The 24,267-nt window shown below is 34.6% G+C and carries 23 protein-coding genes, 1 other RNA gene and 3 pseudogenes; 16 read left to right on the top strand and 11 right to left on the bottom strand.

Features of this window, described 5'->3' with window-relative positions:
• The first annotated feature begins 283 nt into the window (after positions 1-283).
• The 3 genes from serA to V3224_RS05285 all read left to right on the top strand — a co-directional run bounded on the left by serA (position 284) and on the right by V3224_RS05285 (position 3,495).
• Positions 284-1,525, top strand: coding sequence for a phosphoglycerate dehydrogenase (serA, locus tag V3224_RS05295; RefSeq protein ID WP_334469065.1), 1,242 nt, complete (start codon positions 284-286; stop codon positions 1,523-1,525).
• Positions 1,526-1,831: 306 nt separating this feature from the next.
• Complete coding sequence (locus tag V3224_RS05290) at positions 1,832-2,641, top strand: hypothetical protein (RefSeq protein ID WP_334469063.1); 810 nt, start codon at positions 1,832-1,834, stop codon at positions 2,639-2,641.
• 230 nt (positions 2,642-2,871) lie between these two features.
• Positions 2,872-3,495 carry a hypothetical protein gene (locus V3224_RS05285; RefSeq protein ID WP_334469061.1) on the top strand — a complete coding sequence of 208 codons (624 nt, stop codon included), beginning with the start codon at positions 2,872-2,874 and terminating at the stop codon, positions 3,493-3,495.
• A 55-nt stretch (positions 3,496-3,550) separates the two neighbouring features.
• Here the strand turns inward: V3224_RS05285 and V3224_RS05280 are convergent, their stop codons facing one another.
• The 3 genes from V3224_RS05280 to zapA form a co-directional block, all read right to left on the bottom strand.
• Positions 3,551-4,141: a 5-formyltetrahydrofolate cyclo-ligase gene (locus V3224_RS05280; RefSeq protein WP_334469059.1), complete on the bottom strand. Its 591-nt coding sequence runs from the start codon at positions 4,139-4,141 to the stop codon at positions 3,551-3,553.
• A gap of 128 nt (positions 4,142-4,269) precedes the next feature.
• Positions 4,270-4,471, bottom strand: a non-coding RNA gene (gene ssrS / locus V3224_RS05275) — 6S RNA.
• 96 nt (positions 4,472-4,567) lie between these two features.
• A complete protein-coding gene (gene zapA, locus V3224_RS05270) occupies positions 4,568-4,897 on the bottom strand; it encodes a cell division protein ZapA (protein WP_032115267.1) in 330 nt (109 codons plus the stop codon).
• Positions 4,898-5,080: 183 nt separating this feature from the next.
• Between zapA and V3224_RS05265 the strand changes: the two genes are divergently transcribed.
• From V3224_RS05265 to V3224_RS05220, 10 genes and pseudogenes are all read left to right on the top strand, one after another.
• Positions 5,081-5,656 (top strand): YecA/YgfB family protein, encoded by a 576-nt coding sequence (locus tag V3224_RS05265; RefSeq protein ID WP_334469056.1) that lies wholly within the window; start codon positions 5,081-5,083, stop codon positions 5,654-5,656.
• 51 nt (positions 5,657-5,707) lie between these two features.
• Positions 5,708-7,018 carry a Xaa-Pro aminopeptidase gene (gene pepP / locus V3224_RS05260; RefSeq protein WP_334469054.1) on the top strand — a complete coding sequence of 437 codons (1,311 nt, stop codon included), beginning with the start codon at positions 5,708-5,710 and terminating at the stop codon, positions 7,016-7,018.
• Between the two features lie 17 nt (positions 7,019-7,035).
• Entirely contained in the window at positions 7,036-8,214 is a 1,179-nt protein-coding gene (gene ubiH, locus V3224_RS05255; RefSeq protein ID WP_334469052.1) for a 2-octaprenyl-6-methoxyphenyl hydroxylase, read from the top strand.
• Between the two features lie 25 nt (positions 8,215-8,239).
• A complete protein-coding gene (gene ubiI, locus V3224_RS05250) occupies positions 8,240-9,475 on the top strand; it encodes an FAD-dependent 2-octaprenylphenol hydroxylase (protein WP_334469049.1) in 1,236 nt (411 codons plus the stop codon).
• A gap of 211 nt (positions 9,476-9,686) precedes the next feature.
• Positions 9,687-10,787 (top strand): annotated as a pseudogene (gene gcvT, locus V3224_RS05245) (glycine cleavage system aminomethyltransferase GcvT).
• A 351-nt stretch (positions 10,788-11,138) separates the two neighbouring features.
• Positions 11,139-11,522, top strand: a complete 384-nt coding sequence (locus tag V3224_RS05240; RefSeq protein WP_334469046.1) for a hypothetical protein — start codon at positions 11,139-11,141, stop codon at positions 11,520-11,522.
• Positions 11,497-11,991, top strand: a complete 495-nt coding sequence (locus V3224_RS05235; protein WP_334469044.1) for a hypothetical protein — start codon at positions 11,497-11,499, stop codon at positions 11,989-11,991. Before V3224_RS05240 ends, V3224_RS05235 begins: the two co-directional genes overlap by 26 nt.
• 90 nt (positions 11,992-12,081) lie before the next feature.
• On the top strand, positions 12,082-12,573 hold the full coding sequence (locus V3224_RS05230) for a hypothetical protein (protein ID WP_334469042.1): 492 nt from the start codon (positions 12,082-12,084) through the stop codon (positions 12,571-12,573).
• Positions 12,570-12,914, top strand: a complete 345-nt coding sequence (locus V3224_RS05225; protein ID WP_334469040.1) for a hypothetical protein — start codon at positions 12,570-12,572, stop codon at positions 12,912-12,914. The genes V3224_RS05230 and V3224_RS05225 overlap by 4 nt, the downstream gene beginning before the upstream one ends.
• A gap of 245 nt (positions 12,915-13,159) precedes the next feature.
• Positions 13,160-13,477, top strand: a complete 318-nt coding sequence (locus tag V3224_RS05220; RefSeq protein WP_334469037.1) for a hypothetical protein — start codon at positions 13,160-13,162, stop codon at positions 13,475-13,477.
• Between the two features lie 684 nt (positions 13,478-14,161).
• Here the strand turns inward: V3224_RS05220 and ygfZ are convergent.
• Complete coding sequence (gene ygfZ, locus V3224_RS05215; RefSeq protein WP_334469034.1) at positions 14,162-15,148, bottom strand: tRNA-modifying protein YgfZ; 987 nt, start codon at positions 15,146-15,148, stop codon at positions 14,162-14,164.
• 259 nt (positions 15,149-15,407) lie between these two features.
• Between ygfZ and sdhE the strand changes: the two genes are divergently transcribed.
• Complete coding sequence (gene sdhE / locus V3224_RS05210) at positions 15,408-15,674, top strand: FAD assembly factor SdhE (protein ID WP_032115279.1); 267 nt, start codon at positions 15,408-15,410, stop codon at positions 15,672-15,674.
• Positions 15,675-15,721: 47 nt separating this feature from the next.
• Positions 15,722-16,063, top strand: coding sequence for a protein YgfX (locus V3224_RS05205; protein WP_334469032.1), 342 nt, complete (start codon positions 15,722-15,724; stop codon positions 16,061-16,063).
• 15 nt (positions 16,064-16,078) lie between these two features.
• Here the strand turns inward: V3224_RS05205 and fldB are convergent.
• The 6 genes and pseudogenes from fldB to V3224_RS05170 form a co-directional block, all read right to left on the bottom strand.
• Positions 16,079-16,589, bottom strand: a pseudogene (gene fldB / locus V3224_RS05200) (flavodoxin FldB).
• A 361-nt stretch (positions 16,590-16,950) separates the two neighbouring features.
• Positions 16,951-17,823 (bottom strand): IS982 family transposase, encoded by an 873-nt coding sequence (locus tag V3224_RS05195; RefSeq protein WP_334467716.1) that lies wholly within the window; start codon positions 17,821-17,823, stop codon positions 16,951-16,953.
• A gap of 499 nt (positions 17,824-18,322) precedes the next feature.
• Positions 18,323-18,676 (bottom strand): S8 family serine peptidase, encoded by a 354-nt coding sequence (locus V3224_RS05190; protein WP_334470310.1) that lies wholly within the window; start codon positions 18,674-18,676, stop codon positions 18,323-18,325.
• A 64-nt stretch (positions 18,677-18,740) separates the two neighbouring features.
• Positions 18,741-19,714: pseudogene (locus V3224_RS05185) on the bottom strand (IS701 family transposase).
• 84 nt (positions 19,715-19,798) lie between these two features.
• Positions 19,799-20,668, bottom strand: a complete 870-nt coding sequence (locus tag V3224_RS05175; RefSeq protein WP_334469027.1) for a hypothetical protein — start codon at positions 20,666-20,668, stop codon at positions 19,799-19,801.
• A 475-nt stretch (positions 20,669-21,143) separates the two neighbouring features.
• Positions 21,144-22,433: a GH39 family glycosyl hydrolase gene (locus tag V3224_RS05170; protein WP_334469025.1), complete on the bottom strand. Its 1,290-nt coding sequence runs from the start codon at positions 22,431-22,433 to the stop codon at positions 21,144-21,146.
• Between the two features lie 134 nt (positions 22,434-22,567).
• Between V3224_RS05170 and V3224_RS05165 the strand changes: the two genes are divergently transcribed.
• Positions 22,568-23,440, top strand: a complete 873-nt coding sequence (locus V3224_RS05165) for an IS982 family transposase (RefSeq protein WP_334467716.1) — start codon at positions 22,568-22,570, stop codon at positions 23,438-23,440.
• A gap of 210 nt (positions 23,441-23,650) precedes the next feature.
• Here V3224_RS05165 and V3224_RS05160 read toward each other — a convergent pair whose 3' ends face one another.
• Positions 23,651-24,127, bottom strand: coding sequence for a hypothetical protein (locus tag V3224_RS05160; protein ID WP_334469022.1), 477 nt, complete (start codon positions 24,125-24,127; stop codon positions 23,651-23,653).
• Positions 24,128-24,267: the final 140 nt, after the last annotated feature.

The raw sequence follows: 24,267 nt of genomic DNA, 5'->3' as shown, positions 1-24,267 counted from the left end.
GTGGTTTTTAAAGTGCTGACCGGCTATTAAGGTAGTACTTATTGCCTAGATTAAATTTATATTTTTTTACTCTCAAATTTAGTGAGTTATATCATAATAATTGATTTAGTATGATAAAAATCTTATTTTTGCCTCTTTAATTTCCTTTTTGTTCGTTATAGCGTTTTAGTTGAGATTTATTTCGTTGCTTGGGTAAATGATAGTATTGCTACTGGGAAAATTTTTGTTATGTTTGTATGACAAAATAGGTGATAGCCGTAATCTTAATGATAGGATGGGGTAAATGGTTAATGTATCTTTACAAAAACAGAAAATTAAATTTTTGCTTTTAGAGGGTGTGCATCAAAGTGCAATTAATAATCTGCGGGCAGCAGGCTATGACAATATTGAATATCATGAAGGTGCATTATCAACAGAAGAATTAATCGCAGTGATCCCTGATGTCCACTTTATCGGTATTCGTTCCCGTACCTATCTTAGCGAACAGGTTTTAGCCGTGGCTGAAAAATTGATTGCAGTCGGTTGCTTTTGCATTGGCACCAATCAAGTTGATATTCAGGCTGCGGCTAAGCGGGGCATTCCAGTTTTTAATGCGCCATTTTCCAATACACGCTCTGTGGCAGAAATGGTACTTGGCGAATTACTATTGCTTTTACGTCGTATTCCAGAAGCGAGCATGAAAGCCCATCGTGGAATATGGAATAAACAAGCCAAAGGAAGCTATGAAGCACGCGGTAAGAAATTAGGTATCATTGGTTATGGTCATATTGGTACTCAATTAGGTATCTTAGCTGAAAATATTGGAATGAATGTTTATTTCTATGATATTGAAAATAAGTTGCCGCTAGGTAATGCTTGCCAAGTTCCTACTATGACCGAATTACTCAATATGGGTGATGTTATTAGCTTACATGTTCCTGAAATAGCGAGTACTAAGAATATGTTTGGCAAAGAACAACTAACCTTGATGAAACCAGGCGCGATTTTGATCAATGCTTCACGTGGTAGCGTAGTTGATATCCCGGCCTTAGCTGAGGCGTTGAAAAGTCAGCATATCTCAGGTGCTGCAATTGATGTATTTCCTAAAGAACCAGCCAGTAATGGTGATCCTTTCAGCTCACCGTTAATAGGTTTTGATAATGTTATTTTAACCCCTCATATTGGTGGCGCAACGCAAGAAGCACAGGAAAATATTGGTTCTGAAGTGGCTAATAAGTTAGCAAAATATTCTGATAATGGTTCTACTTTATCGGCTGTCAATTTCCCTGAAGTTTCATTACCTATTCATACTGAGGATACTAATCGTTTATTGCATATTCATGAAAATCGTCCGGGGATGTTAAATCGTATTAATCAGATCTTTATGGAAGACGAGATTAATATAGCGGCACAATATTTGCAAACCACCGGCAATATTGGTTATGTTGTGATTGATATTACATCGCAACCGGCAACGACGGCAAAAAGTTTATTACAAAAATTAAAGTCTTTACCTGGTACGATCCGGACACGCCTTCTTTATTAAATTAATAAATTTTACTAATTTACTTTTTTCCAATAGATTGCCCGTTAAGGCGGGCTGATTTTTATTTATTGTGTATTAACATGTCTATTTGACTAGAGATGAATATTTCTATAATTAATAACTTACTTATTAATTAATATATTTAATTTAACATATTTTATTTGTGAATATAAAATACAACCAATTTATTCTATTTTATAAAAAAATACTTTTTATTGATTTTATTGTAATTTAAATTCATTTAAGGTTTTATTTAGTTAACTAGGCAACCGATACCGTAAGGAAGTTATTATATCAATTAATGGAATGAAAAGGCCATATATTATTTTTTGTCAAACTAAACATATTTTTGAGGATTTTAATCAAAATATAGCACTCTTAAAAGAAAAGTATTTTAAACTAGATTTAACCGATAAGCGCTTTCAAATTGATGAAGGAATATGTTACGGCTTGTCTTTAATGTACATGTGCCAGTTTGCTCAGGGTGGTTACGCGCAAGGTGATAAATTCTTAGAATCAATTAAAGAATTAAATCAATTAAGCAATTTAGAAATAACTAGTAATATGGATGATTACGAAAAAATCATTATTGAAGCTAAAAAACGACATGCTAATGCCAAAATTAATGATTTACTGAATGAAGCAATTTATTTACATAATTTTATTAATAAATATGCTCTACTTTATGCAACAAATATAATTAAGATAAGGCAAGTTATTAATGAAAATAATAAAGATATTATGCAGGTATGCAGAGGTAATAAGCATTTTGTTGAGAGAAATGATGTTAATTATTTTATTGATAAATTTTATGCAGAAAGTATTAATCAAAATATTGAGTTGATTCAATTTAAATGGCATAGAGATATTTATGTAGAATGGAAACGTATTTGTACAGAAGAAAATATTTTTTCTATAAAAGATATTTTGATCAAGTTTAATCAGGCAAAAGCAAATATCATTAATTCATATTCAAGGGATATTGAATTTTTTCTTTCTAATTATAATATTGGCTATGAAAGTATAATTGGAATAGAACGGTATTGTTTGCTAGAGACTTCTTCTCAATCTTTTGTTGATATATTGAATAGACACGAGTTTCGCACCGGCATATAAAATTCTAGAAATGGCTTCAGAACAATAATTAATCTGTAACTTGCTAAGACGTATAAATTTACTTAAATTACAATAAGTTATTTTTAATTTATGAGATTTTTTCTATTTATATATTATGCTGAATTAAACTTAAAAATAGAGCGTTTTTTTATTGGTGCGAAACTCGTGATAGATTCCGACCTAATTGTGATGGTATTTATTTAAATATTGGCTTAAATAGTCATTCAGTGATGTTAACAATTGAGAATGATAAGGATCATAAGCCGATTTTTACTGTATTTGATTCAAATATAGGAGTTTATCATTTTACCGATAAACAAAAATTAATGGAGTTTTTTAATCAACTTGCTGCTATCTATGCGGTGAAAAAACAGGTAGATGGAAACTTTACTTTTGCCATGGGAAGTTTTATTAAAAAGAGTCACATTACTCATCATCAAAATGAGCAGAAAGAAAAACAGTTAAATCGTTTTTTTGTTAATGATAATGAAATTTCGATTATTGCATTAACTAAACTGACTAATAGTCAACAAAAAATAAAAATTGATGAGAAAATATCATTAAAATTTATTACCGTGGATGAAAAAACACGAACAACTCAGTTAGAAATTATCAACCATAAAAAAAATTTTAATAAAAAAATTAAATTAACTATCGATAGCCTATCTGCGGATGAAATAAAGCATTTTATCCAACAACATAAACAAGATTTAGATAAATATCAGGGTAAACGAATATATTTAAATAAACGCAACGGCCATTATGATGTTTATCGTAATTCTTATCAGCATAATATTGCTATGTTGCAACAAAATATTGTTAGGGGAAAAAAACAGTTAATAACAACTATTTGACCATAAGACCAATTGCTGATTTTAATATAACTCTGGTTAATCCCGGTTAAATTGTTTACCAACGCCATCTTTTTGAAGGTGTAATTATTTCTGGTAATGGGATATCCCATGGTGCGGTAGGAATTTTATCAACCAATTGGCAGTCATGCGCCAATCCAATCGGATAAAAGTGTTTTTTACGCCAATTGGCAAGCAACCTATCATAAAATCCGCCGCCCATACCTAATCGTTGTCCTTGTTTATCAAATGCGACTAATGGCACGAACAGAATATCTAACTGTGCTATTGGCATCACATCCATAACATTAAGTGCTGGTTCATCGATATGAAAGCGATTTTTTATCAGTTGAGTGTCAGGGCGATAATGTAAAAACAGTAGTTGATGGCGATTGAAGGGATGCAAAACAGGTAGATAAACTTTTTTGTTTTGTGTCCAAAGTTTTTTAATTAATAGATGAGTATTGATTTCACCATCAAATGAAAGAAGTAACGCCAAATGGGAGGCAGATCGGATAAGCTCGTGTTCTAACACCAGGTGAGTTATTTTATCTGCTGCGCTATTTTGTTGTTCGCATGTTAATTGTCGACGATATTGGCGAACTGTTTGCCGGATAATTTTCTGTCGTTCGACTAGATTATTAGACATAAAATTGGGAATTATTAATTTGGCAGAAATAAAATAATACGGTTTTTTATAATTGTATCATTCAACTTTTATTGACTAAAGTAGTATATTTAAATGGTAACATTGTGAGTATAAAAGTAAGCTCATTGATGGCCTCCAAGATGCCGTTGGGGGCTGTAGCCCTTGAACCCGGGGTTCAAGGTGAACGTAGTATCGTTAACTTTAGGCTTCCTAGTGGCTAGGCTTTCCATAGCTGACCAGGCATGCACACCATAAACAGATAGCCATATTCTAAGTGATTTGAAATATCGGCTCAGGGGACTGACCCGCTGACGAGTATCTCAGAGAATCCTAAACTATATCTTAGTATCTATTGTATGAAAGTAAATACAGAAAGCAACCTATTCTTACTCTATTTTGGTACCAATGTTGTTTTATTCATCGGTTTTATTCTAACGGAGTAATTGTTCGTCCAGTAATGCGCGCTTGCTCTTGCAATGCCTGTTCGATCGTATGTTGCAATACACGGATTTTTTGTTCCATATTATCAGTGTAGTCCTGAGTTTTGATTTTTTCTTGCGCAAGTTCATGACAAATGTTTAAAGCGACGATAAAAATAAGTTGCTCGGTATTTGTGACACCAGTTCGATTTTTTAGATCTTTTAGCCGTTGCTCTAGCTCAGCCGCAGACGATTTTAAGGCATTTTGTTGTTCTTTGGGGCAATTAACCCTTAATGTTCGTCCCAAAATTTGAATATCAACAGGTTGTGTAGACATTATACCTTCCTGATTATGTGGGGAGACGAAATAGACAAGTAATATTTCGCTGCCCATAATTCTATTGATGCCATCAGAATAATTATGAGTAATATATGTGCAATTTGTGCACTTATCTAGTATAGCGACCGTCCTTGATGGTAGCATATTACATATCAATATTATTAACGTAACTGAGCAGACATGCCAATACAGAAATCTTTACCTAATTATCAAACTCTTGAGCTACTATTGCAACAACAGAATGTTGCTTTAACAGCCGCAGAAATGCACGGCTTAATTACGGGCCTAATTTGTGGCGGTAATCACGATTATAACTGGAAAAAGTCAATTTATGAACTAACCAATGATGGATTAGCTTTTTCACAGATATTAACTAATCCACTCCGTGAGCTTTATGACTTTACATTTGCATCTTTAGATAATAATGATTTCATTTTTAATTTGTTGTTACCTGAAAATGATAAGGTGTCTGAGCGAGCTGATGCCTTAGCCGGTTGGGTTAACCATTTTTTATTAGGCTTGGGGGTTACGCAACCTAAGTTGATGGAAAAAAAAGAATTAAAAGAAATTGTTACGGATTTACGCAATATTGGTATGTTGGGTTATGACAAAAATGACGATCAAAATGAGTTAGAACAGGCTTTGGAAGAGATCATTGAGTATGTTAAGGTCGCAGTTCAGCTCTGTTTTATTGCCTTTATAGAGGTAAAAGATCGGCGAATGAAAGCAAAAAACGATAAACCAACATTACATTGATAGGCATAATATTCTAACCTATTTTGTTGTTAATCGCTTGCGGGAGAAGGCATGACTCAACAACCATTTATATCTCGTCGCCATAAGTTATTAAAAAAAATGGCACCTGCCAGCGCGGCTATTTTTTTTGCCGCTCCATCTGCTTTGCGAAATGCAGATTGTGAATATCCCTATCGGCAACACAGTGATTTTCTCTATTTAACTGGTTTTAGTGAACCTGAAGCAGCGTTAGTTATTATTAAATATAATGAAACCTCTAGTGAGAGCATACTATTTAATCGTGTGCGTGATCAAGCGATGGAAACCTGGTTTGGTCGTCGTTTAGGCCAGCAAGCCGCGATTGCAAAACTGGGCGTAGATCGGGCATTACCGTTTGCCGAAATTGATCAACAACTTTATCAATTATTGAATGGTTTAGCCGCTATTTATCATGCGCAAGGTGAATTTGCTTATGCCGATCAGATTGTTGGTGCAGCACTTAATCGGTTAAGGCAAGGTAGTCGGCAAAAATTAAAAGCTCCATCTACTCAAATTGATTGGCGGCCAATGCTGCACGAAATGCGATTATTTAAATCACCTGAAGAACTCACTCTAATGCGTGAAGCTAGCAAAATTTCTGCTGATGCACACCTTAGAGCAATGCAAACCTGCCAGCCTGATATGTATGAATATCAGCTGGCTGCAGAAATTGAACATCAGTTTACCAGTCAAGGCGCAAAATCGCCTGCTTATACTACCATTGTCGGCAGTGGGCAAAATGCATGTATTTTGCATTACACCGAAAATGATGCCGTGATGAAGGCAGGGGATTTAGTTTTGGTTGATGCCGGTGCAGAATATCAAGGTTATGCCAGTGATATTACGCGTACCTTTCCAGTCAATGGTAAATTCAGCCCACCGCAGCGTGAAATTTATGACATTGTATTGATGGCACTAAATAGCGCTTTAACTTTATATCGACCTGGGGTCACTATTCATCAAGTGATGGCGGCGGTGATAAAGATTAAGATCGAAGGTTTAATTAAGTTGGGTCTTTTGCAAGGCGAGCTAGACAAACTGATCGAAAGTAAAGCTCATTTGCCTTTTTTTATGCATGGTTTAAGTCACTGGTTAGGGCTTGATGTCCATGATGTTGGTGACTATGGAAACAATCGCGATCGTCCGTTAGAGCCGGGTATGGTATTGACTGTTGAACCGGGGCTTTATATTGCACCGGATGCTAATGTGCCTGAAGCTTATCGAGGAATTGGTATCCGTATTGAAGATGATATTGTGATCACTGAAGAAGGTAATGAAAACCTGACAGCAGCTGCTATTAAAGATCCTGATGAGATAGAAGCACTGATGGCAGCAGCAAAGTAGGCAGGGGATTAGAAACGATGAAAGTAATTATTGTTGGCGGTGGTATGACAGGTGCGTCATTAGCACTTGCTATTTCGGCCTTCAGTCAGGGAAAGGTTCAAGTTTCATTAATTGAAGCAAGGTTACCTAATAAGGCACATCCTGGTTTTGATGCCAGAACAATTGCACTGGCTTATGGCACTTGCCAACAGTTTAATCAAATTGGTGTCTGGCACGGATTAAAAAAGTATGTGACGCCAATTACTAATATTCATGTTTCTGACTATGGCCATGCTGGCGCGGTAAATATGTATGCCAAAGATTATTCCCTTCCTGCACTTGGTTATGTTGTCGAATTGCAGGATGCAGGAAATTACTTATTTGAGCAGCTTAAAAAAGCGCCGGGTGTTGAATTATATTGTCTAGATGAAGTTATTGCTGTTGAGCGCACAATTGAGCATGTATCAGTCAAATTAACGAGTGGTAAAGTATTAACCGGGAAATTATTAATTGCTGCTGATGGCAGCGACTCCATGATAGGTAAAATCAGTCAAATTGAATGGCAGCGCGCGTCATACCAACAATGTGCAATTATTGCTAATATTTTAACTAGCCAAGTACCACAGGGTCAAGCCTTTGAGCGTTTTACCCAACATGGTCCGTTGGCAATGTTACCTATGTCTAAAGGGCGTAGTTCGTTGGTTTGGTGTCACCCATTGGAAAACCAGCAGTCTATTATGCAGTGGAGTGATGACCAATTTATGACAGAATTACAAAAATGGTTTGGCTGGCGGTTAGGTGAAATTAAGGCCGTTAGTGAGCGTTACTGTTTTCCATTGTTACTTTCGCAAGCGAAAAGATTGATTAGCCATCGATTGGTTTTAGTTGGCAATGCAGCACAAACTTTACATCCTATTGCTGGTCAGGGGTTTAATCTTGGTATGCGTGATGTCATGATCCTTGCCAATATAATTAGTGAAGTAGCCAATCATGGTGGTGATATGGGAGCTTACTCGGTTCTTATGCAGTATCAAATGCAGCGTCATGATGATCGTCAAAGCACCATAAAGTTAACCGATAACCTGGTTCATTTATTTTCCAATAATCATCTAATTTGTGCTATCGGCCGTAATGTTGGATTAATGGCAATGGAAACACTACCACTTATGCGTGACATATTAACCCACCAAGCAATGGGACGATCGTTTCATCTCTAGCTATTTAAGAAGGAATATTTTCACTATGCAATCGTTTGATGTGGTTATTGTGGGTGGTGGTATGGTTGGCCTTGCTCTGGCTTGTGGATTACGGGGTTGCGGGATGAGGATTGCTGTTATTGAAAATTCTCCTGTGCAACATCAATTTGATCCGCAACAAGCGCCTTCACTCAGAGTGTCTGCTATCAATGCAGCAAGCCAAAAATTACTCGATTATTTAGGTGTTTGGCAAACCATCGTGCAGAAACGAGTTGGTAGTTATCAGCAAATGGAGGTTTGGCAGCAAGATAGTTTTGGTCATATACAATTTGATGCCAAGCAGCATTATTTACCTGGTCTCGGATATATCATTGAAAATTCGATTATTCGTGGATCATTATGGCAACAGGCTCAATCAAGCAAAGATATTACTTTATTAACAGACAATAGGTTGCAAAAAGTTGTTTGGGGCGAGAATGAAGTATTTATGACTTTTGATAATGAGCAAATGTTAACGGCAAGGTTGGTAGTTGGTGCTGATGGTGCTAAATCATGGTTAAGGGAAAAAGCGGATATTCCGCTTAGCTTCTGGGATTATGAACATACGGCATTGGTAGCCACCATTCGAACTGAGATGCCCCATATGCTAACTGCTCGTCAATCTTTTCATAACGATAGCATTTTAGCTTTTTTACCGCTACAGGATCCTCATCTTTGCTCAATTGTTTGGTCATTACCGGCAATGCAAGCGAATAGACGCTTAAATTTAGAGGTTTCTGCATTTGAAAAAGAGTTAAGTGTAGCTTTAGATATGCGCCTCGGTTTTTGTCAGTTAATTAGTGAACGTCAGATTTTTCCACTTATTGGCCAGTATGCGCGAAATTTTGCCGGTCAACGTATTGCTTTATTAGGTGATGCTGCTCACACGATACATCCTTTAGCAGGTCAAGGAGTAAATTTAGGTTTTATGGATGTTGCAGAGTTGATTGGACAATTACGGCGTTTGAATAGCGCAGGTAAAGATATTGGGCAGTATTTTTACTTACAAAGTTATGAACGTAAACGTAAACATAGTGCTGTACTGATGTTGGCTAGTATGCAAGGGCTCCGGCAATTATTTGATGGCAATAATCCAGTCAAAAAAATGGTTCGTGATGTTGGATTACTGTTGGCTAATACACTACCAGGCATAAAACCAAAATTGTTAAGCTATGCGTTAGGAGCACATGATATGCCTGAATGGTTAGCAAAAGTCACGACAAATTCATCAGAAATAGTGTAACTTATCGGTGCATTACTTTTAATCTATCGTTTTACAGGGAATAACACTGCTGGTTTGAAATAGTTGTTTTAATTAATTTAATTTAGCAATTTGGGTTATTATTTTTACTACTGTAGTTCTCTGTTTTTCAGCTTAATGTTTTACTCTACTAATAGGTACTTTGATTTAACAATTTAATTTGTCTATACCTATTAATGAGGAAAATAGAACAATGACGATAAAACAGACTTCATTATATCAGCAGCATTTAGCATGTAATGCAACCATGATCGATTTTCATGGCTGGCTGATGCCATTGCATTACGGTTCTCAAATTGATGAACACCATGCTGTTCGGACAGCAGCTGGCGTGTTTGATATTTCTTATTTAACAATTATTGATCTGCATGGTGAACTATGCCGAGATTTTTTACGTTATTTATTAGCCAATGATGTAGCAAAACTGAAGGAGCCTGGTGAAGCGCTCTATACGGGTATGTTAAATGCATCGGGAGGCGTGATCGATGATTTGGTTGTCTACTATTTTGATGATGATTACTATCGCTTAATTGCTAATTCTGCCACTCGGCAGAAAGATTTAGCTTGGATCAATCAACATATAGAAAATTACCTAATTGATGTGCAGGTACGAGATGATCTGGCATTCATTGCTATACAGGGCCCAGATGCACAACTCAAAGTACAATCTCTGCTTAATGAACAGCAGAAAACTACGGTTATGGATATGCCACTCTTCTATGGTAAACAAATTGATGACTGGTTTATTACTACTGTAGGTTATACCGGCGAATTAGGTTATGAGATAGCACTGCTGAAAGAGCAGGCTGTCAAACTTTGGCAAAAATTAATTGATTTAGATATTAAGCCGGCGGGATTGGCGGCACGTGATACTCTTCGTCTGGAAGCAGGAATGAATTTTTATGGACAATAAATGAGTGAACTGGTGTCACCATTAGCGGCTAATATGGAGTGGACAATAGCCTGGCAGCCGGAAGAGCGCTATTTTATCGGACGAGATGCGCTAGAGAGACAACGGCAGGTAGGCACAGAAAAATTAGTTGGTTTAGTGATGCGTGATAGGGGAATATTGCAAGCTGATTTGCCGGTTCGTTTTACTGATACAGCAGGTAAGTTATGTGAAGGGATCATTACCAGTGGCACATTTTCGCCTACGTTGGGGTTAAGTATAGCTTTAGCACGAGTACCATTGAATATTGGCATGCAGGCGGTTGTACAAATAAAAAAACATGAAATGCCAGTTCAGGTTGTAAAACCCAGCTTTGTGCGTTATGGCAAAACATTAATTAACTAAAGTTATTTTATTGTATTTTTACGTTTGTTTTATTAAAAATTGGTTGATTAAAAATAATAAAATAGCAACCAACGTAATTGACTAAATACTATTTTAATCAGTTATTTTTATTCAATAAAGCCATATATAATTAATGACAATTGTTATTGATTTCAATATTATTATCCGTGATAAAATGCAAATTAAAATAAACAACAAAATAAAATATGATGTTGGTGATCAGCGTATCGAGTTTTTATAGCAATTATATGGTAATTATTTTATTTATTTAAATTTTTTATTAGATTTTTTTATAAGTTTAAAATAAATATTATTGATATTAAATTTTTCATTATTAAATATGGAGTGTTTATGAATGAAATAAATATGGAAGAGCAATATAAAAAACTAATTGATTGGATTAAATCATTAAGACCAGCACCGACATTATCAAATCAAGTTTATGACAGTGATTCAAAACTTACATTATCCACAGGAGATATCATTGGCGCTTATCAAGATAAAGATTTAGTGGTTGCTCAACAACTTAATGAAATGAATAGAGACGGGAAGTCGACGGATATTACGGCTGAAAAATTAGCAGAATCGCCAGCCAATGGTCTTGCTATTATAAGTACCATAGCGATGGGTGGCATTGGCTATGATCCGCAAAAACCTAGCATGTCAGGTAATGCTGAGGCATATATGGCTTATGCGGAGGAAAAAAAATATGCTAATGATGGTGGAGGAAGATAAGTTAATTGATCTTAGTTATCGAGAAGAGAACTATAATGATCTCATTGATAAGATTGTAAATATATATGATAGTATTACTGGTGTTGATAAGAATAAAATTAAAAATTCTGTTACTCAGTTAGCTAAAGCTGCATTATCTTATTCTGAACAAAAAAATACCAATATATTATTTTCCCAAGGTGTTATCGCATCAGCAAGTAAAGATGATGTGAAATTTTATATAAACTCTTCGCATATCTTATTTGAAAGACAAACTGGTAATACTAAAAGTCAGCCTACCGATAAATATGTTTGCCGCATACAAATAAAAAATATTTTGCTAAAAATGCATACTTTTATTTATGATAAGAAAATTGCTGAAATTCTACTTGATACGACCAGAAGTGATTTAGAAGAATGGATAAAAAAAATGAAAACTAAAGCAAAAAATAAAAAAGAAAGTATGAACTATTGTTTTAATGAGAAATAATAACTATTACCTATTATTATTTTATTTATTGCTTAAGAATAAAAGTTAATTATTATTGAGTGTCTACATTAAAATATAAAAGGATATTTTATGGGAATATTTAAAGATAAAAATTTATATTCAATTTTGAATGGATCATATAATTCTATTGTTAATAAATATATAGTTAAAGATGAAAATTTAAAATCAGATTTAGTTACTAGTGGAGCAACAGTCATTGGTAATAATGTTGAAAATTTATTAGAACAAGAGTCTTTATTAAAAGAGATGCATAGTAATAATGAAATAGAAAAATTATTACCAATGCTTATTGACTATCCGCAGCATTTTGTAACATCTTTCCTATCTTTTATTAAAGAAATTTGTGATTGGAGTCCCCTTGATCCAAAGAAAGAGAATAATGATGAAAATTATCGTAAATATCTTTCAATACTTTTATCTAGCCCCCTGTTTCTTGTCGAAACTTCGTCTACCCATAAAATTTATTATGATAATAATAATTATAAAGATTTATTAGAAAAAATATTACAGCAATATCAAAATGTATCAGAGCAAGAAAAAAATATATCAATTTATCATTGAAGACACTGATTAGACATTCTGTTGCCAATATTACTGATAGAAATAGCGGTATATTATTTACTCATACCGTATTAAATTCAGAATCTGATGTTGTTAGATTATATTTATATTCAGCCGAAATAAAAATATCTTATGATGAAGAGAACAAAAAATATAAGCCTACTGAGGAATCAGCAGAGAAAATTGAGATATCAAGAATAGAGCTTAAATTTTTAAATTCATCAGTATCTGCTGACGATATGAAACTTATTATTGGTCTTAGATTTATTGTTCTTTCCGATTGGGTAGCACAAAATAATATGTTGCCGCAAAAAATGAATCGTAAATTATGTATTGATTAAGCATAGTGATTAAAAAAGAGTAATTAATCAAGTTATGATTAGAAAATAATCATTAATAAATACTGTAAGTTAATTAATAGAAATAACATTGGATTTCAGTTTAAAAATATCTATGAAAGCGATTTATTATTTTTTATTGTTATGAAATATATTATTAGAATGATATTCATTGTTATGTTTTTTATTGTAATACTACTTTTATGTATAAGAGCTATACTGTTATTTAACCAAGGAAAGGATAAAAAATGGAAAATACAACCACTTCTAAAATTAATAATGACAAAACATTAGAAACATCGCTAGATGAATTGTATCAATCATATTCACAAATTGACGCATCAATAACAGATTGTGGTTTTGGTGGTCAACTTGATAAATTTTCATTAAAGGAGATAAATGATTCAGAACTACAAATGGCAGATAGTATAGTTAAAATAGCTAATATTCTGACTGATGCTATAGTTACTTTTCCTGTTGCAATAGGAACTGTGGTAACAATAATAGATAATATTAATCAGCTAGATCCTATTAGTTCCCTGGCAGCTGCTATTGCTCAACATTAATGATCAATTAAAAGTAATAACCGATATTTTTTTCTGATGTCAGTAATAAAAATAGCGCTAGAGTTATATCTTAGCGCTATTTTTATTGATAAAAGATTTGCTCAAGTTGAGCAAATTGAAATTAATCACGAGTTTCGCACAGGCGTATAAAATACTAGAAATGGCTTAAAATCGATGATTAATCTTCAAGTTACTAAAACACATAAATTTTATTAAATTACAATAAGTTGCTTTTGATTTATAAGATTCTGTCTATTTATATATTATGCTGGATTAAACTTAAAGATAGAGCGTTTATTTATTGGTGCGAAACTCGTGTTAATGTGGCTACCAATGATACGGGTGAGAGGCGCTATACCTTCTATAATAGAGGTAGGGTTATAATGACATGTTTGACATTAAATCAAAGCCGGGTTGAACTAGTAGTGCCGATTTAGCTCGAAATAACAGTATTGCATCTGATTGAAACATGGCCAATCAGCGTGTTATTGACAGCCAGACTGATGGATTACACCCTAACGCTAAACCTACTGACTGGGATCCAACAGTATTTTTTACCAATAAAATGAATAAGGTTACATTAATTAGGTATTAATTTTATAACAGGGATATTTTCAGGATCCCTGTTTTGCTATATGAAAACTGCTTATCTGAATACCTTTTTATTAGCAATCGACGGATATGTTATTCCTCTTCCGACAATGAGTAAGGCAAAGGCTGAATAGTGAGCTGACTATTGGTTTCGCCAACCAGCCGAAAAATACTCTCTTTAGGCATATCATTATTCATGACAACTTGCACACTAATAAAACCTTTTGTCATGGTAACAGCAGCTAATACTGTTCCAGTGCGCCGCCAGTTATCACCTATTTTCCACTCGATAGCATCTCCAGTTTTTGGCAGCGTATTTGCTGTCCCGGTTAACCAAAACATGGCACGCTTATTGGCGCCGCGATATTTTGCTCGAGCGACCGTTTCCTGCCCGCTATAACAGCCTTTCTGAAAACTAATACTTGCGGGTAATGCTTGTAGATTAACGGCTTGAGGAATAAATTGTTCGCTATTCTCAACATCAATATTAGCAATTCCAGTGGCAATATCGAACGCTAACCATTGCTGACTATCACCATGTTGGGGGAAATGTTTTGTTAGTTCAGCAGCAGTTGCGCTATCAGTAACAATTAAAAAACGTTCAAACGGTAAACTAAAATGCAGTAAAGTCGTTTGCCCTAGATGAATAACGGGCTTTTCCTTATCGGGTAATAGAGAAAAGTGGCTGCTCAATGCGTCACGAACTTCTTGGCCGGCAGCACCTAACAGCACAGTATTGTGCTGCTGGCTGAGTGTTATTTGCGAGAAAACCGCGTATTTTTTCAGTTCAGTAAGTTGTTTTGCTGCCACGCTAGTGCGTAAAATATAGCCAAGGCCTTGGTTATAATGAAATAAACGTAGTGTGCTCCACATTTTTCCTTTGGCATCACAGTGGGCGGTGAATATATGTTGTTGTGCAGTTAATGTAGCAATATCCGCGGTTAATTGACCCTGTAGATATTTTTCAGCATCAACCCCTGTTGCTGTGATGAAACTCCAATCATTAAGTGACATTAACGTTAAGGGTAATTGATGGTCTATTTCACAAGTTGCTGGTGTAAATCTATTTAGGCTTGTCATGTGTTCATCCGCTAGTAACCTGGATAAGAGTAGTCATAATGGTAAAATAGCTAACAGACAAAGCAAGTAATATTATCAAAATTAACTAACAAAATTAATGTCGAATAATTTATCTATATAAAGTTTTTAGTTAGTGGTTAGTTGTGGTTTTTACAAAAATGTTACTTAAATCATTTCGATATTGATGAGAATTTGCTACGCTAAATTCTGATATGGAATCAAAAATTATTCACAAAAGTTTTTAAGGTTATTTTATCGTATGGATATCAATAATAAACCCAGGATCCACTGGGCTTGTCGCAGAGGAATGCGTGAGTTGGACATCGCCATTATGCCTTTTTTTGAGTATGAATATGATTCACTCACAGAGGATGAGAAATGTCTGTTTGTTCGTTTACTAGAGTGTGCAGATCCTGATTTGTTCAACTGGTTGATGAATCATGGACGTCCTGATGATGATGGTCTTTATCATATGATTCAATTGATACAGAGTAGAAATAAACAACGTGGTTCTTTGGAAATTTAATATCAATGTTTCGTGGCTGACACAGCTTTTTTTCAACAGGTGTTCATGTGGGAATTGGCTTGTTAGTTTTCTTTTCATCTTGGCCGCCGAATAATCTGGTCACTTGGTTGATAGCGACCTTATTAATTGTGGCAAGTTGGGTAAGGAGTCAAAAAAATATAAGTCGTTGTAAAGGTAGTTTAGCTTTACTTAATGGTAATAAGATACAGTGGAAGAAAAGTGAATGGTTGATTGTTAAAAAACCTTGGTTTTGCTTATTTGGTATAAAACTTACTCTTCGTTCATTGCAATGTAATAAGCGGATTCGGTTATGGATTGCTTCAGATAGTATGCCAGAAGAGGAGTGGCGCAATTTAAATCAATTGTTGTTGCAGTACCCTGATATTTGATATGAAATAGAAGCCTTATAATAAGGCTTCTATTTCATTTAATATTTGCATACACCACTGTTCTATCCGTTCATTGGAATTGGTTGGTTTCATCGAGCGCTAGTCCGACAAATTGGCTACCATCAGTGGTTAATGGTTTAAGGCTACTAAAGGTATATCCTGTTGTAGGCCAAAAGCCGACAAATTTTACATGCATCCGTAATAGCTGCTCATAAAGCATACCTAGTGCGTCAAGAAACCAGTCGCTATAATCGATTTGATCGCCTAAACCATATAGGGATACAATTTTGCCGGCTAAATTTAACGAACAGAGTTCATCCCAAATTGCTTGCCAGTCTTCTTGTAGTTCGCCGAAATCCCAAGTAGGAATACCTAAAATCAGAATTTGGTAATTTTCCATTAATTGCGGCGAAATATCTTTAAGGTTATATAAATCAACTAATTCTTCACCTAGATTATACTGGATTTTTTCTGCAACCATTTCGGTGTAGCAGGTACTGGAACCATAAAAAAGACCAATTTTCATTTTGCGAGTAATAATAGAGTATTATAGCAGAAAAACATTAAAAAAATATTATAATTCAGTTAATTAAGGTTAATTTATAGGTTGAACTATAAGTCATATTATTTCATTAACGTTAATTAATATGGCTGTTTTTTTGGTATGCCTCATATTATCATCAATAAAGATAGAAAATAATTATTTTTAACCTATCCTCTAATTAGTCCTTGCAATTTCTACGCCTTATTTGTTCATTCTATTCTTGTTAAATAGAGACTTTCCCTGGTGTTGTGTTTGATATGTTTACTAGTTAAAACTGGCTTTTTTTTATGCTATTTTCTATTTTTTATAATATTTAACCTGAGTTCGGGATAAGCATTATCAATTATACTTGAAGATACGTACCTGCAACAGGTATCTTTGGTTTAGATGGCATTAAACAATATGCAACCAGTCCGCCTAATAAATTCACTACAAAGTTAGCCGGAGAGCGATGTCGCGTATGCTCTATTTGACAAAGATTTTTTAACTCATCAAATACCGTTTCAATGACAGAACGATGACGCAAGATGGCTTTGTCGAAACAAGTCTGTTTAATAGGCTTCATTTTCTTCTTGATATTCGTTATAAGGCTAATTCCCATCGTTTTGAGTTGCTGTTTCAGTGAAGCCGATAAATACCCTTTATCTGCGTACAAACAACCAGAAAGATCCTTTGTCAGCTCAGGCAATGGTTTCCGATCATCGGTGTTTCCTGGTGTGAGTCGAAAACTGAGTATTTCCCCCAAATGATTGATAATTACATGAAGCTTGAAACCAAAGAACCAACCTGTTGAATTTTTTCCCCGTTCAGCTATCCCATTGAAGACTTTATGTCTGCGGATCCGTAAGTTATCACACACCGCTATCGGAGTAGAATCGGCAACCGATAGCCCCGTGCATTTTCCCTTAATTGACTCAAACAGTGCCGTTAACGCTAAGGCACTACGCGGAAGTAACTCTACACAGCGTGAATAGGATGGCAAGTTAGGAAATTCCTTCCGGAGATATAAGCGGACATAATAGAGATAAAATACCTTGAATTGCCTGAATCGGAGTTGATGAAACAACACAACCAGTGTCATCATTTCCGCCAACGAAAGCTGAGTAGACCGTCTACGACGCTTAGTACCGTTAGTCAGCAAATATTCATGCATTTTTGGCTCGAAGTCTTTGCAAAAATCATCCATCAGGCAATAAAGTTCAGTAAGATTTTCCATAATTGTTTAACAATGCTCTACTCTTTAACCAGACTGTTAGAGTATTTTAACAAAACAGGCTCATTCAACTATTTGAATATCAAGACTTTCTCTTTATTTCTTATCCCGAACTCAGGTTATTTAATCTTATTTCTTTCAGATAATGGGATAAAAAACCAGATCTTAATCAGTCTAAAAGATAAATGTCGCGATCTGGTTTTAAGTTAATTTGCTAAAAAATTACCACATGGCAAGATATTATATTATTAGTGATCATGTTTAGCGCTTATTTATTGTAAACGCCTTTGTAGTGTACTAATTGCTCGGCGTACATTAGGTAATGGACCAATATTTATCCATTTATTACTAGTCACGAGTTTCGCACCAATAAAAAAACGCGCTATTTTTAAGTTTAATTCAGCATGATATATAAATAGACAAAACCTTATAAATTAAATACAAATTATTGTAATTTAATAAAATTTATGTGTTTTAGTAACTTACAGATTAACCATTGCTTTTAAGCCATTTCTAGAACTTTATATGCCTGTGCGAAACTCGTGCTAGTTTGATGGTATCCTTGCGGTGTGCCTGTTTCGATTAACAGTGAACGCATGTCTTTTGGTTTAATAATCTCACCAATATATTGTTTATACCATGATTGGATCGCCACAACAGCGGAAGCAACAATCGGCGTAGTAGATGATGTCCCCGAAAAAGTATGGGTATAATTATTATGCTCACCGGTATTGTAGAGATCGTTATAGCCGGTTGTGACAACATTTAGCCCCCATCCTTGCACATGTATCATGCTGCCATAAGTGGTGAAATCAGTGGGGATCAAGTATTTTTTATCACCTGCACCAACACGAATTGCACCGTTATCACCATCGTCATTACGATTTCTATATTCACTGTATCACGAGTTTCGCACAAAACTAATTTGGGTACGCTAATAAAACAGGGATTTGCTCAGTAATAGCACTTTTGATTACGTCCCAATTTTGTTGATAAAGGGTTATTTTTTCAGATATACGACGTTTATGTTGTTCAAACCACGCAGAAATAGCGAGAAAAATATGATTTCTTTGCGCTCGGCTCGTGCGAGCCTGACAGCGTTCAATACCACAGTTTTGTTTAACTTCTCGATGATAAACTTCAACAGACCAACGGGCATCCATGATAGATTGGACGTATTGACGGGTGGGATTCTCTTTGTTTGTTACTATGTAATCAATACGGCCGTTTTTGGCTGTAAATTTGAAAACGGTTACCCAACCATATCCTCGCAAGTGTATTGACGTTCCTTCTTCTGAGATATCTAACTTGTTCAGTTGTTTGTTATGGTTAACAATCCTATTTTTCCTCAGCGTGGTTACCCAGATCCAACCATGAGAGCGAATTGATTTCAGGTTATCCAGGCTAGAATACCAAGCATCCATCACTACGGCTTCTGGCATGATCCCTCTTTTTTTAGCAAGAGTGAGCATTTCGGAAAAGTGCGTGTTTTTTGTTTTTCCATCAGGATCTTTATCATAAATACGATAATTGATAGGAATTGATTCAACCTTCGTCAGATCATGCCAAAGCAAATTAACTAAACCTATGCCAGCAATAACATCATGTTCATTACCTGAATATTGATAATGGACCATCTCTATTTTTTTACTACGTGTTTTGGCAATCAATGTATCATCGGCAATTAATACGCAAGGGCTTTTTTTGTCTATAGAAGGTTCAACTAATCGCCATAGGTCTTTGGTCTAAAACATCTACTTTTTAGCCATTGGCTAACAGTGTCATGAGATAAAGGCGATGGGCTTACTTCTGATAACGCTAAACCAGAGTATCTTAAACTGCTTACTTGTAAGAATGTTTTATAGATATCTTTAATACATGGATAACCCGACAAAATATGAACACCCTGATTTTTTCTTGTTTTTAAATTTATACTTCTTTTTTGGAGATTGCGAAACTCGTGTGTATAATTTATGATCTAAATCTTCAGCGCCATTGCCAGCCGCCATAATGACAATAATGCCGGCATCAGTGGCTTCTTTTGTGATATCCCAAACCGCTTTTTGGTAATCGGCTGGGACATATTTATTACGTGGCCCATGGATTGTAATTCATAAATAAATACGTCTCCCGCCCTTAAGTATTTTAATGCTTTAGCAATTCCATTAACTCGTCCTGCTGGCGCTTCTGAAACACCATAAAAAGTATCTGCTCCATGCACTAATCCTTTTATACCCAATCCCATATCTTTGGCATACATTATTCCAGCAACTGCGGTGCCATGTTCATTTTTAAGTGGATACTCAGGTGATAAATTTATAAAACTTTTTCTTTGTAAATTAACATGCTCAAAATAAAATCCACCTTCTATATCGGCGCAGCGGAGCCCTTGACCAACTATACCAAGTGACCAGGCATACTCGATATCAATACCAATATGATTTGAGGTTGTCCCACCTTGATAGCCCTGGAGAGGGTTAAAATTAGGGGTATTATAAATTTGCTCCGTCTTATTATCTAATAATTGCCTGAATGGTGGGGACGTATCGGTATGTTCAATATAGGCATATTCAACAAAATCATAACTATTTATTTTATCCGCTAAACGTTGTAGTTCATCTAATGGCAAATTGTCAGCTTCTTCAACGTAGCAAATACCAGTAAGGTTTTGGCAATTAATCAGCTGGTTTTTCATTGTTAGTAAATCATCATCAACAATAGAATAGTAATTAAAATTATTTAGAAACTCATCCTTTAATATTGTAGGTTTTAAAATTAATTTATTATTATCTTTTCTTTCATGGATAACAGATTTATTAAATTTTATAATAAATTTATGTTTTTGCATTGTTTAGCTCCATATTGTTAAAGATGATTATCATAATTATTTTGCTTATTTAGCGAAGAAAAAATTTAGGATAATAAATTTTATTTAAGATAATTAAATTTGATGAATATTTTTTTATTTAATTTAGTCATAAAAATTAATTGATTTTCATTCTATTAATAGTTTGATGAAATTAATGAAATCAGTTTTTTTATAACTGATAGGCAGGGATAATTAGTTTTCAATTTAACATTTATATATACTTAAAGTGTATAAGATAGTTTTTATTATTATAAGAATAAAATTTTAGCTTATTACTAACGACATAATTTTTTATCTTTATCTGAATAATAAAATTTATGAAGAACAAACCTATTATTTGAATTGATAGTAATATCTAATCACTAAAAATGTTATTGAGTTCACCACTAGTAACAGATTTTTATTGTTATAATAGGTTTGAAATTTTTTCAAATGACGCATAATAACTATTGAATTAGTATAATTCGATCGTTATTAAAGCTAATGTATTATTTCCTGCTGTGCTAGGATCATCATCTTTAATAACTATCTCTCGGGATTGAGAGATAGTACCATAGGGTTCATAAATAAAAGTTTCTCCATTAAGTGTTTGACGTTGTCCTCCATTAAATACTTTATGTAAAATAATCGTGTAGTGATTAAAATTAGCAGGAATATCTGTTACGGTAACAATATATCCTTTACTCGATTGCTGATAGTTGACATCGTCGTATTTTAATTGGTCATTTTGGTTGGGCGAATTTGCGCCATTTGGCACTGGTTTACCATTATATAACATTTTATTTCTATTACGTGGTGGGACATTATTGCTGCCATACCAACGCTCATTATCGATTAAAGTAGCAGGGATCGCGGTATCAATATAATATTGTGATTGCAGTTTGACTCCTGTGGGTAGCTTTGTTTGACCGCTTTCGCCGACATTAGTGGGATCGGCTGTATAATTGGCCACAAGAATGTTTATTTGATTGTTGGCATTAATTGCGCCGGTTGTTGTTATGCCAGTTTTGGAGGTGTCTGTTAATTTGATAATTGATGAATCACGCTGAGAAGCAAATTGATTATATAGCCAAAATGCCTGGGCAGCATAGGTAGCATAAGCACTATTATCAAACAGACCAAACTCTGCTCCATCAGCTCGATATAGATAGGCTTTATCTACGCCAGCCTTTTCTGCGTGGATCAAAAAAGAGAGCAAATCGGCAGCAGCAACATGACTTTGCAGCTTAGTATTATTAATTTTACTGGCGTTAGCTGTTAAGGCCCATTCAGTTATATAGCATTTAACTTGCTGGAAGCCATATTTATTTAATGTACTGCGAACATACTCTTGGATTTCATAAATGTTTTTTGGATTTGCAGTATCGATCGCGTAATAGTGATATGAGTAAAAATCAAAAGGAACATGATTATTTTTTATATAGGTAATAAAGTTATCGCCAAAATTTTCATTCTTAAAAACAAATGCTGTTCCGCAACTACCAATTTTTACCCAGGGGGCAGCTGCTCTAATTGTATTGGCAACGGCACAATAAAAATCATAAAATTCGACAACTGCGCGCTGATTATTTTCGGGTGTTGCCCAGAAAAAACCAAGATCGGGTTCATTCCAAATTTCGTATTCAGAAATTGGATAAGCCAGACCTATCAAATGATAGTTAATACTATATCTTTCTACTAATTTTTTTACTAATTGACAATATTTTTCAATATTGGTGGGTTTTTGTTTACCACCATTAAGCATTCTTCCTATTCTAAATAACCTGAGTTCGGGATAAGAAATAAAGAGAAAGTCTTGATATTCAAATAGTTGAATGAGCCTGTTTTGTTAAAATACTCTAACAGTCTGGTTAAAGAGTAGAGCATTGTTAAACAATTATGGAAAATCTTACTGAACTTTATTGCCTGATGGATGATTTTTGCAAAGACTTCGAGCCAAAAATGCATGAATATTTGCTGACTAACGGTACTAAGCGTCGTAGACGGTCTACTCAGCTTTCGTTGGCGGAAATGATGACACTGGTTGTGTTGTTTCATCAACTCCGATTCAGGCAATTCAAGGTATTTTATCTCTATTATGTCCGCTTATATCTCCGGAAGGAATTTCCTAACTTGCCATCCTATTCACGCTGTGTAGAGTTACTTCCGCGTAGTGCCTTAGCGTTAACGGCACTGTTTGAGTCAATTAAGGGAAAATGCACGGGGCTATCGGTTGCCGATTCTACTCCGATAGCGGTGTGTGATAACTTACGGATCCGCAGACATAAAGTCTTCAATGGGATAGCTGAACGGGGAAAAAATTCAACAGGTTGGTTCTTTGGTTTCAAGCTTCATGTAATTATCAATCATTTGGGGGAAATACTCAGTTTTCGACTCACACCAGGAAACACCGATGATCGGAAACCATTGCCTGAGCTGACAAAGGATCTTTCTGGTTGTTTGTACGCAGATAAAGGGTATTTATCGGCTTCACTGAAACAGCAACTCAAAACGATGGGAATTAGCCTTATAACGAATATCAAGAAGAAAATGAAGCCTATTAAACAGACTTGTTTCGACAAAGCCATCTTGCGTCATCGTTCTGTCATTGAAACGGTATTTGATGAGTTAAAAAATCTTTGTCAAATAGAGCATACGCGACATCGCTCTCCGGCTAACTTTGTAGTGAATTTATTAGGCGGACTGGTTGCATATTGTTTAATGCCATCTAAACCAAAGATACCTGTTGCAGGTACGTATCTTCAAGTATAATTGATAATGCTTATCCCGAACTCAGGTTAAATAATATATTCGGCTTTTGTTCGCCTTGATAATATTTATTAGACACGAGTTTCGCACCGGCATATAAAATTCTAGAAATGGCTTCAGAACAATAATTAATCTGTAACTTGCTAAGACGTATAAATTTACTTAAATTACAATAAGTTATTTTTAATTTATGAGATTTTTTCTATTTATATATTATGCTGAATTAAACTTAAAAATAGAGCGTTTTTTTATTGGTGCGAAACTCGTGTTAGATAAAGATTTTTTAAGATAGGTATCGGTTGGTTGCCAATTGAATAGTGGCTCTTCTTCAGCAGAAAAATATTGTGGAGCATTTAAGCAAATAGTTCTTCGATTAAAAAAATCATCCGCGTAATTATTTATTTGTTTTTTAACATTGTCTGGCGCATTATTTGTTATCTGATCAAGGTAATTAATATCTGTTGTATCAAAGCAACTATCGATATCACAAACACCGTACCAATCATGAGTACGAAGATCAACGATCCCCATTTCAGCAAATTGTTGTTCTAAATCGGGTAAGCCTGGTGCTAATGAAATAGGTGTACCATTAGCTTGGTTTAGAAAGATAGACTTACCAATTGCTCTTTTTTCTACGCCATGTGAGTTTTTAGTTGTTGGAGTGGCAGAATAGACAATATTTACTGGCATATTTATTATCCTTTTTAATTATAAATTTGATTGTTATTAAAAAATTTATATTCGTAATGCAATAAACAACTTAATAATTTGTCATGTTAACCATCTGTTTATATTGATTAGATTATTTTTTGTTTTATTTTGTATAGCGT

The organism is Arsenophonus sp. PmNCSU2021_1, from assembly GCF_036919435.1.
Classification (GTDB): Bacteria; Pseudomonadota; Gammaproteobacteria; order Enterobacterales; family Enterobacteriaceae; genus Arsenophonus; species Arsenophonus nilaparvatae.
This window is presented reverse-complemented; position numbering and strand designations above follow the sequence as displayed.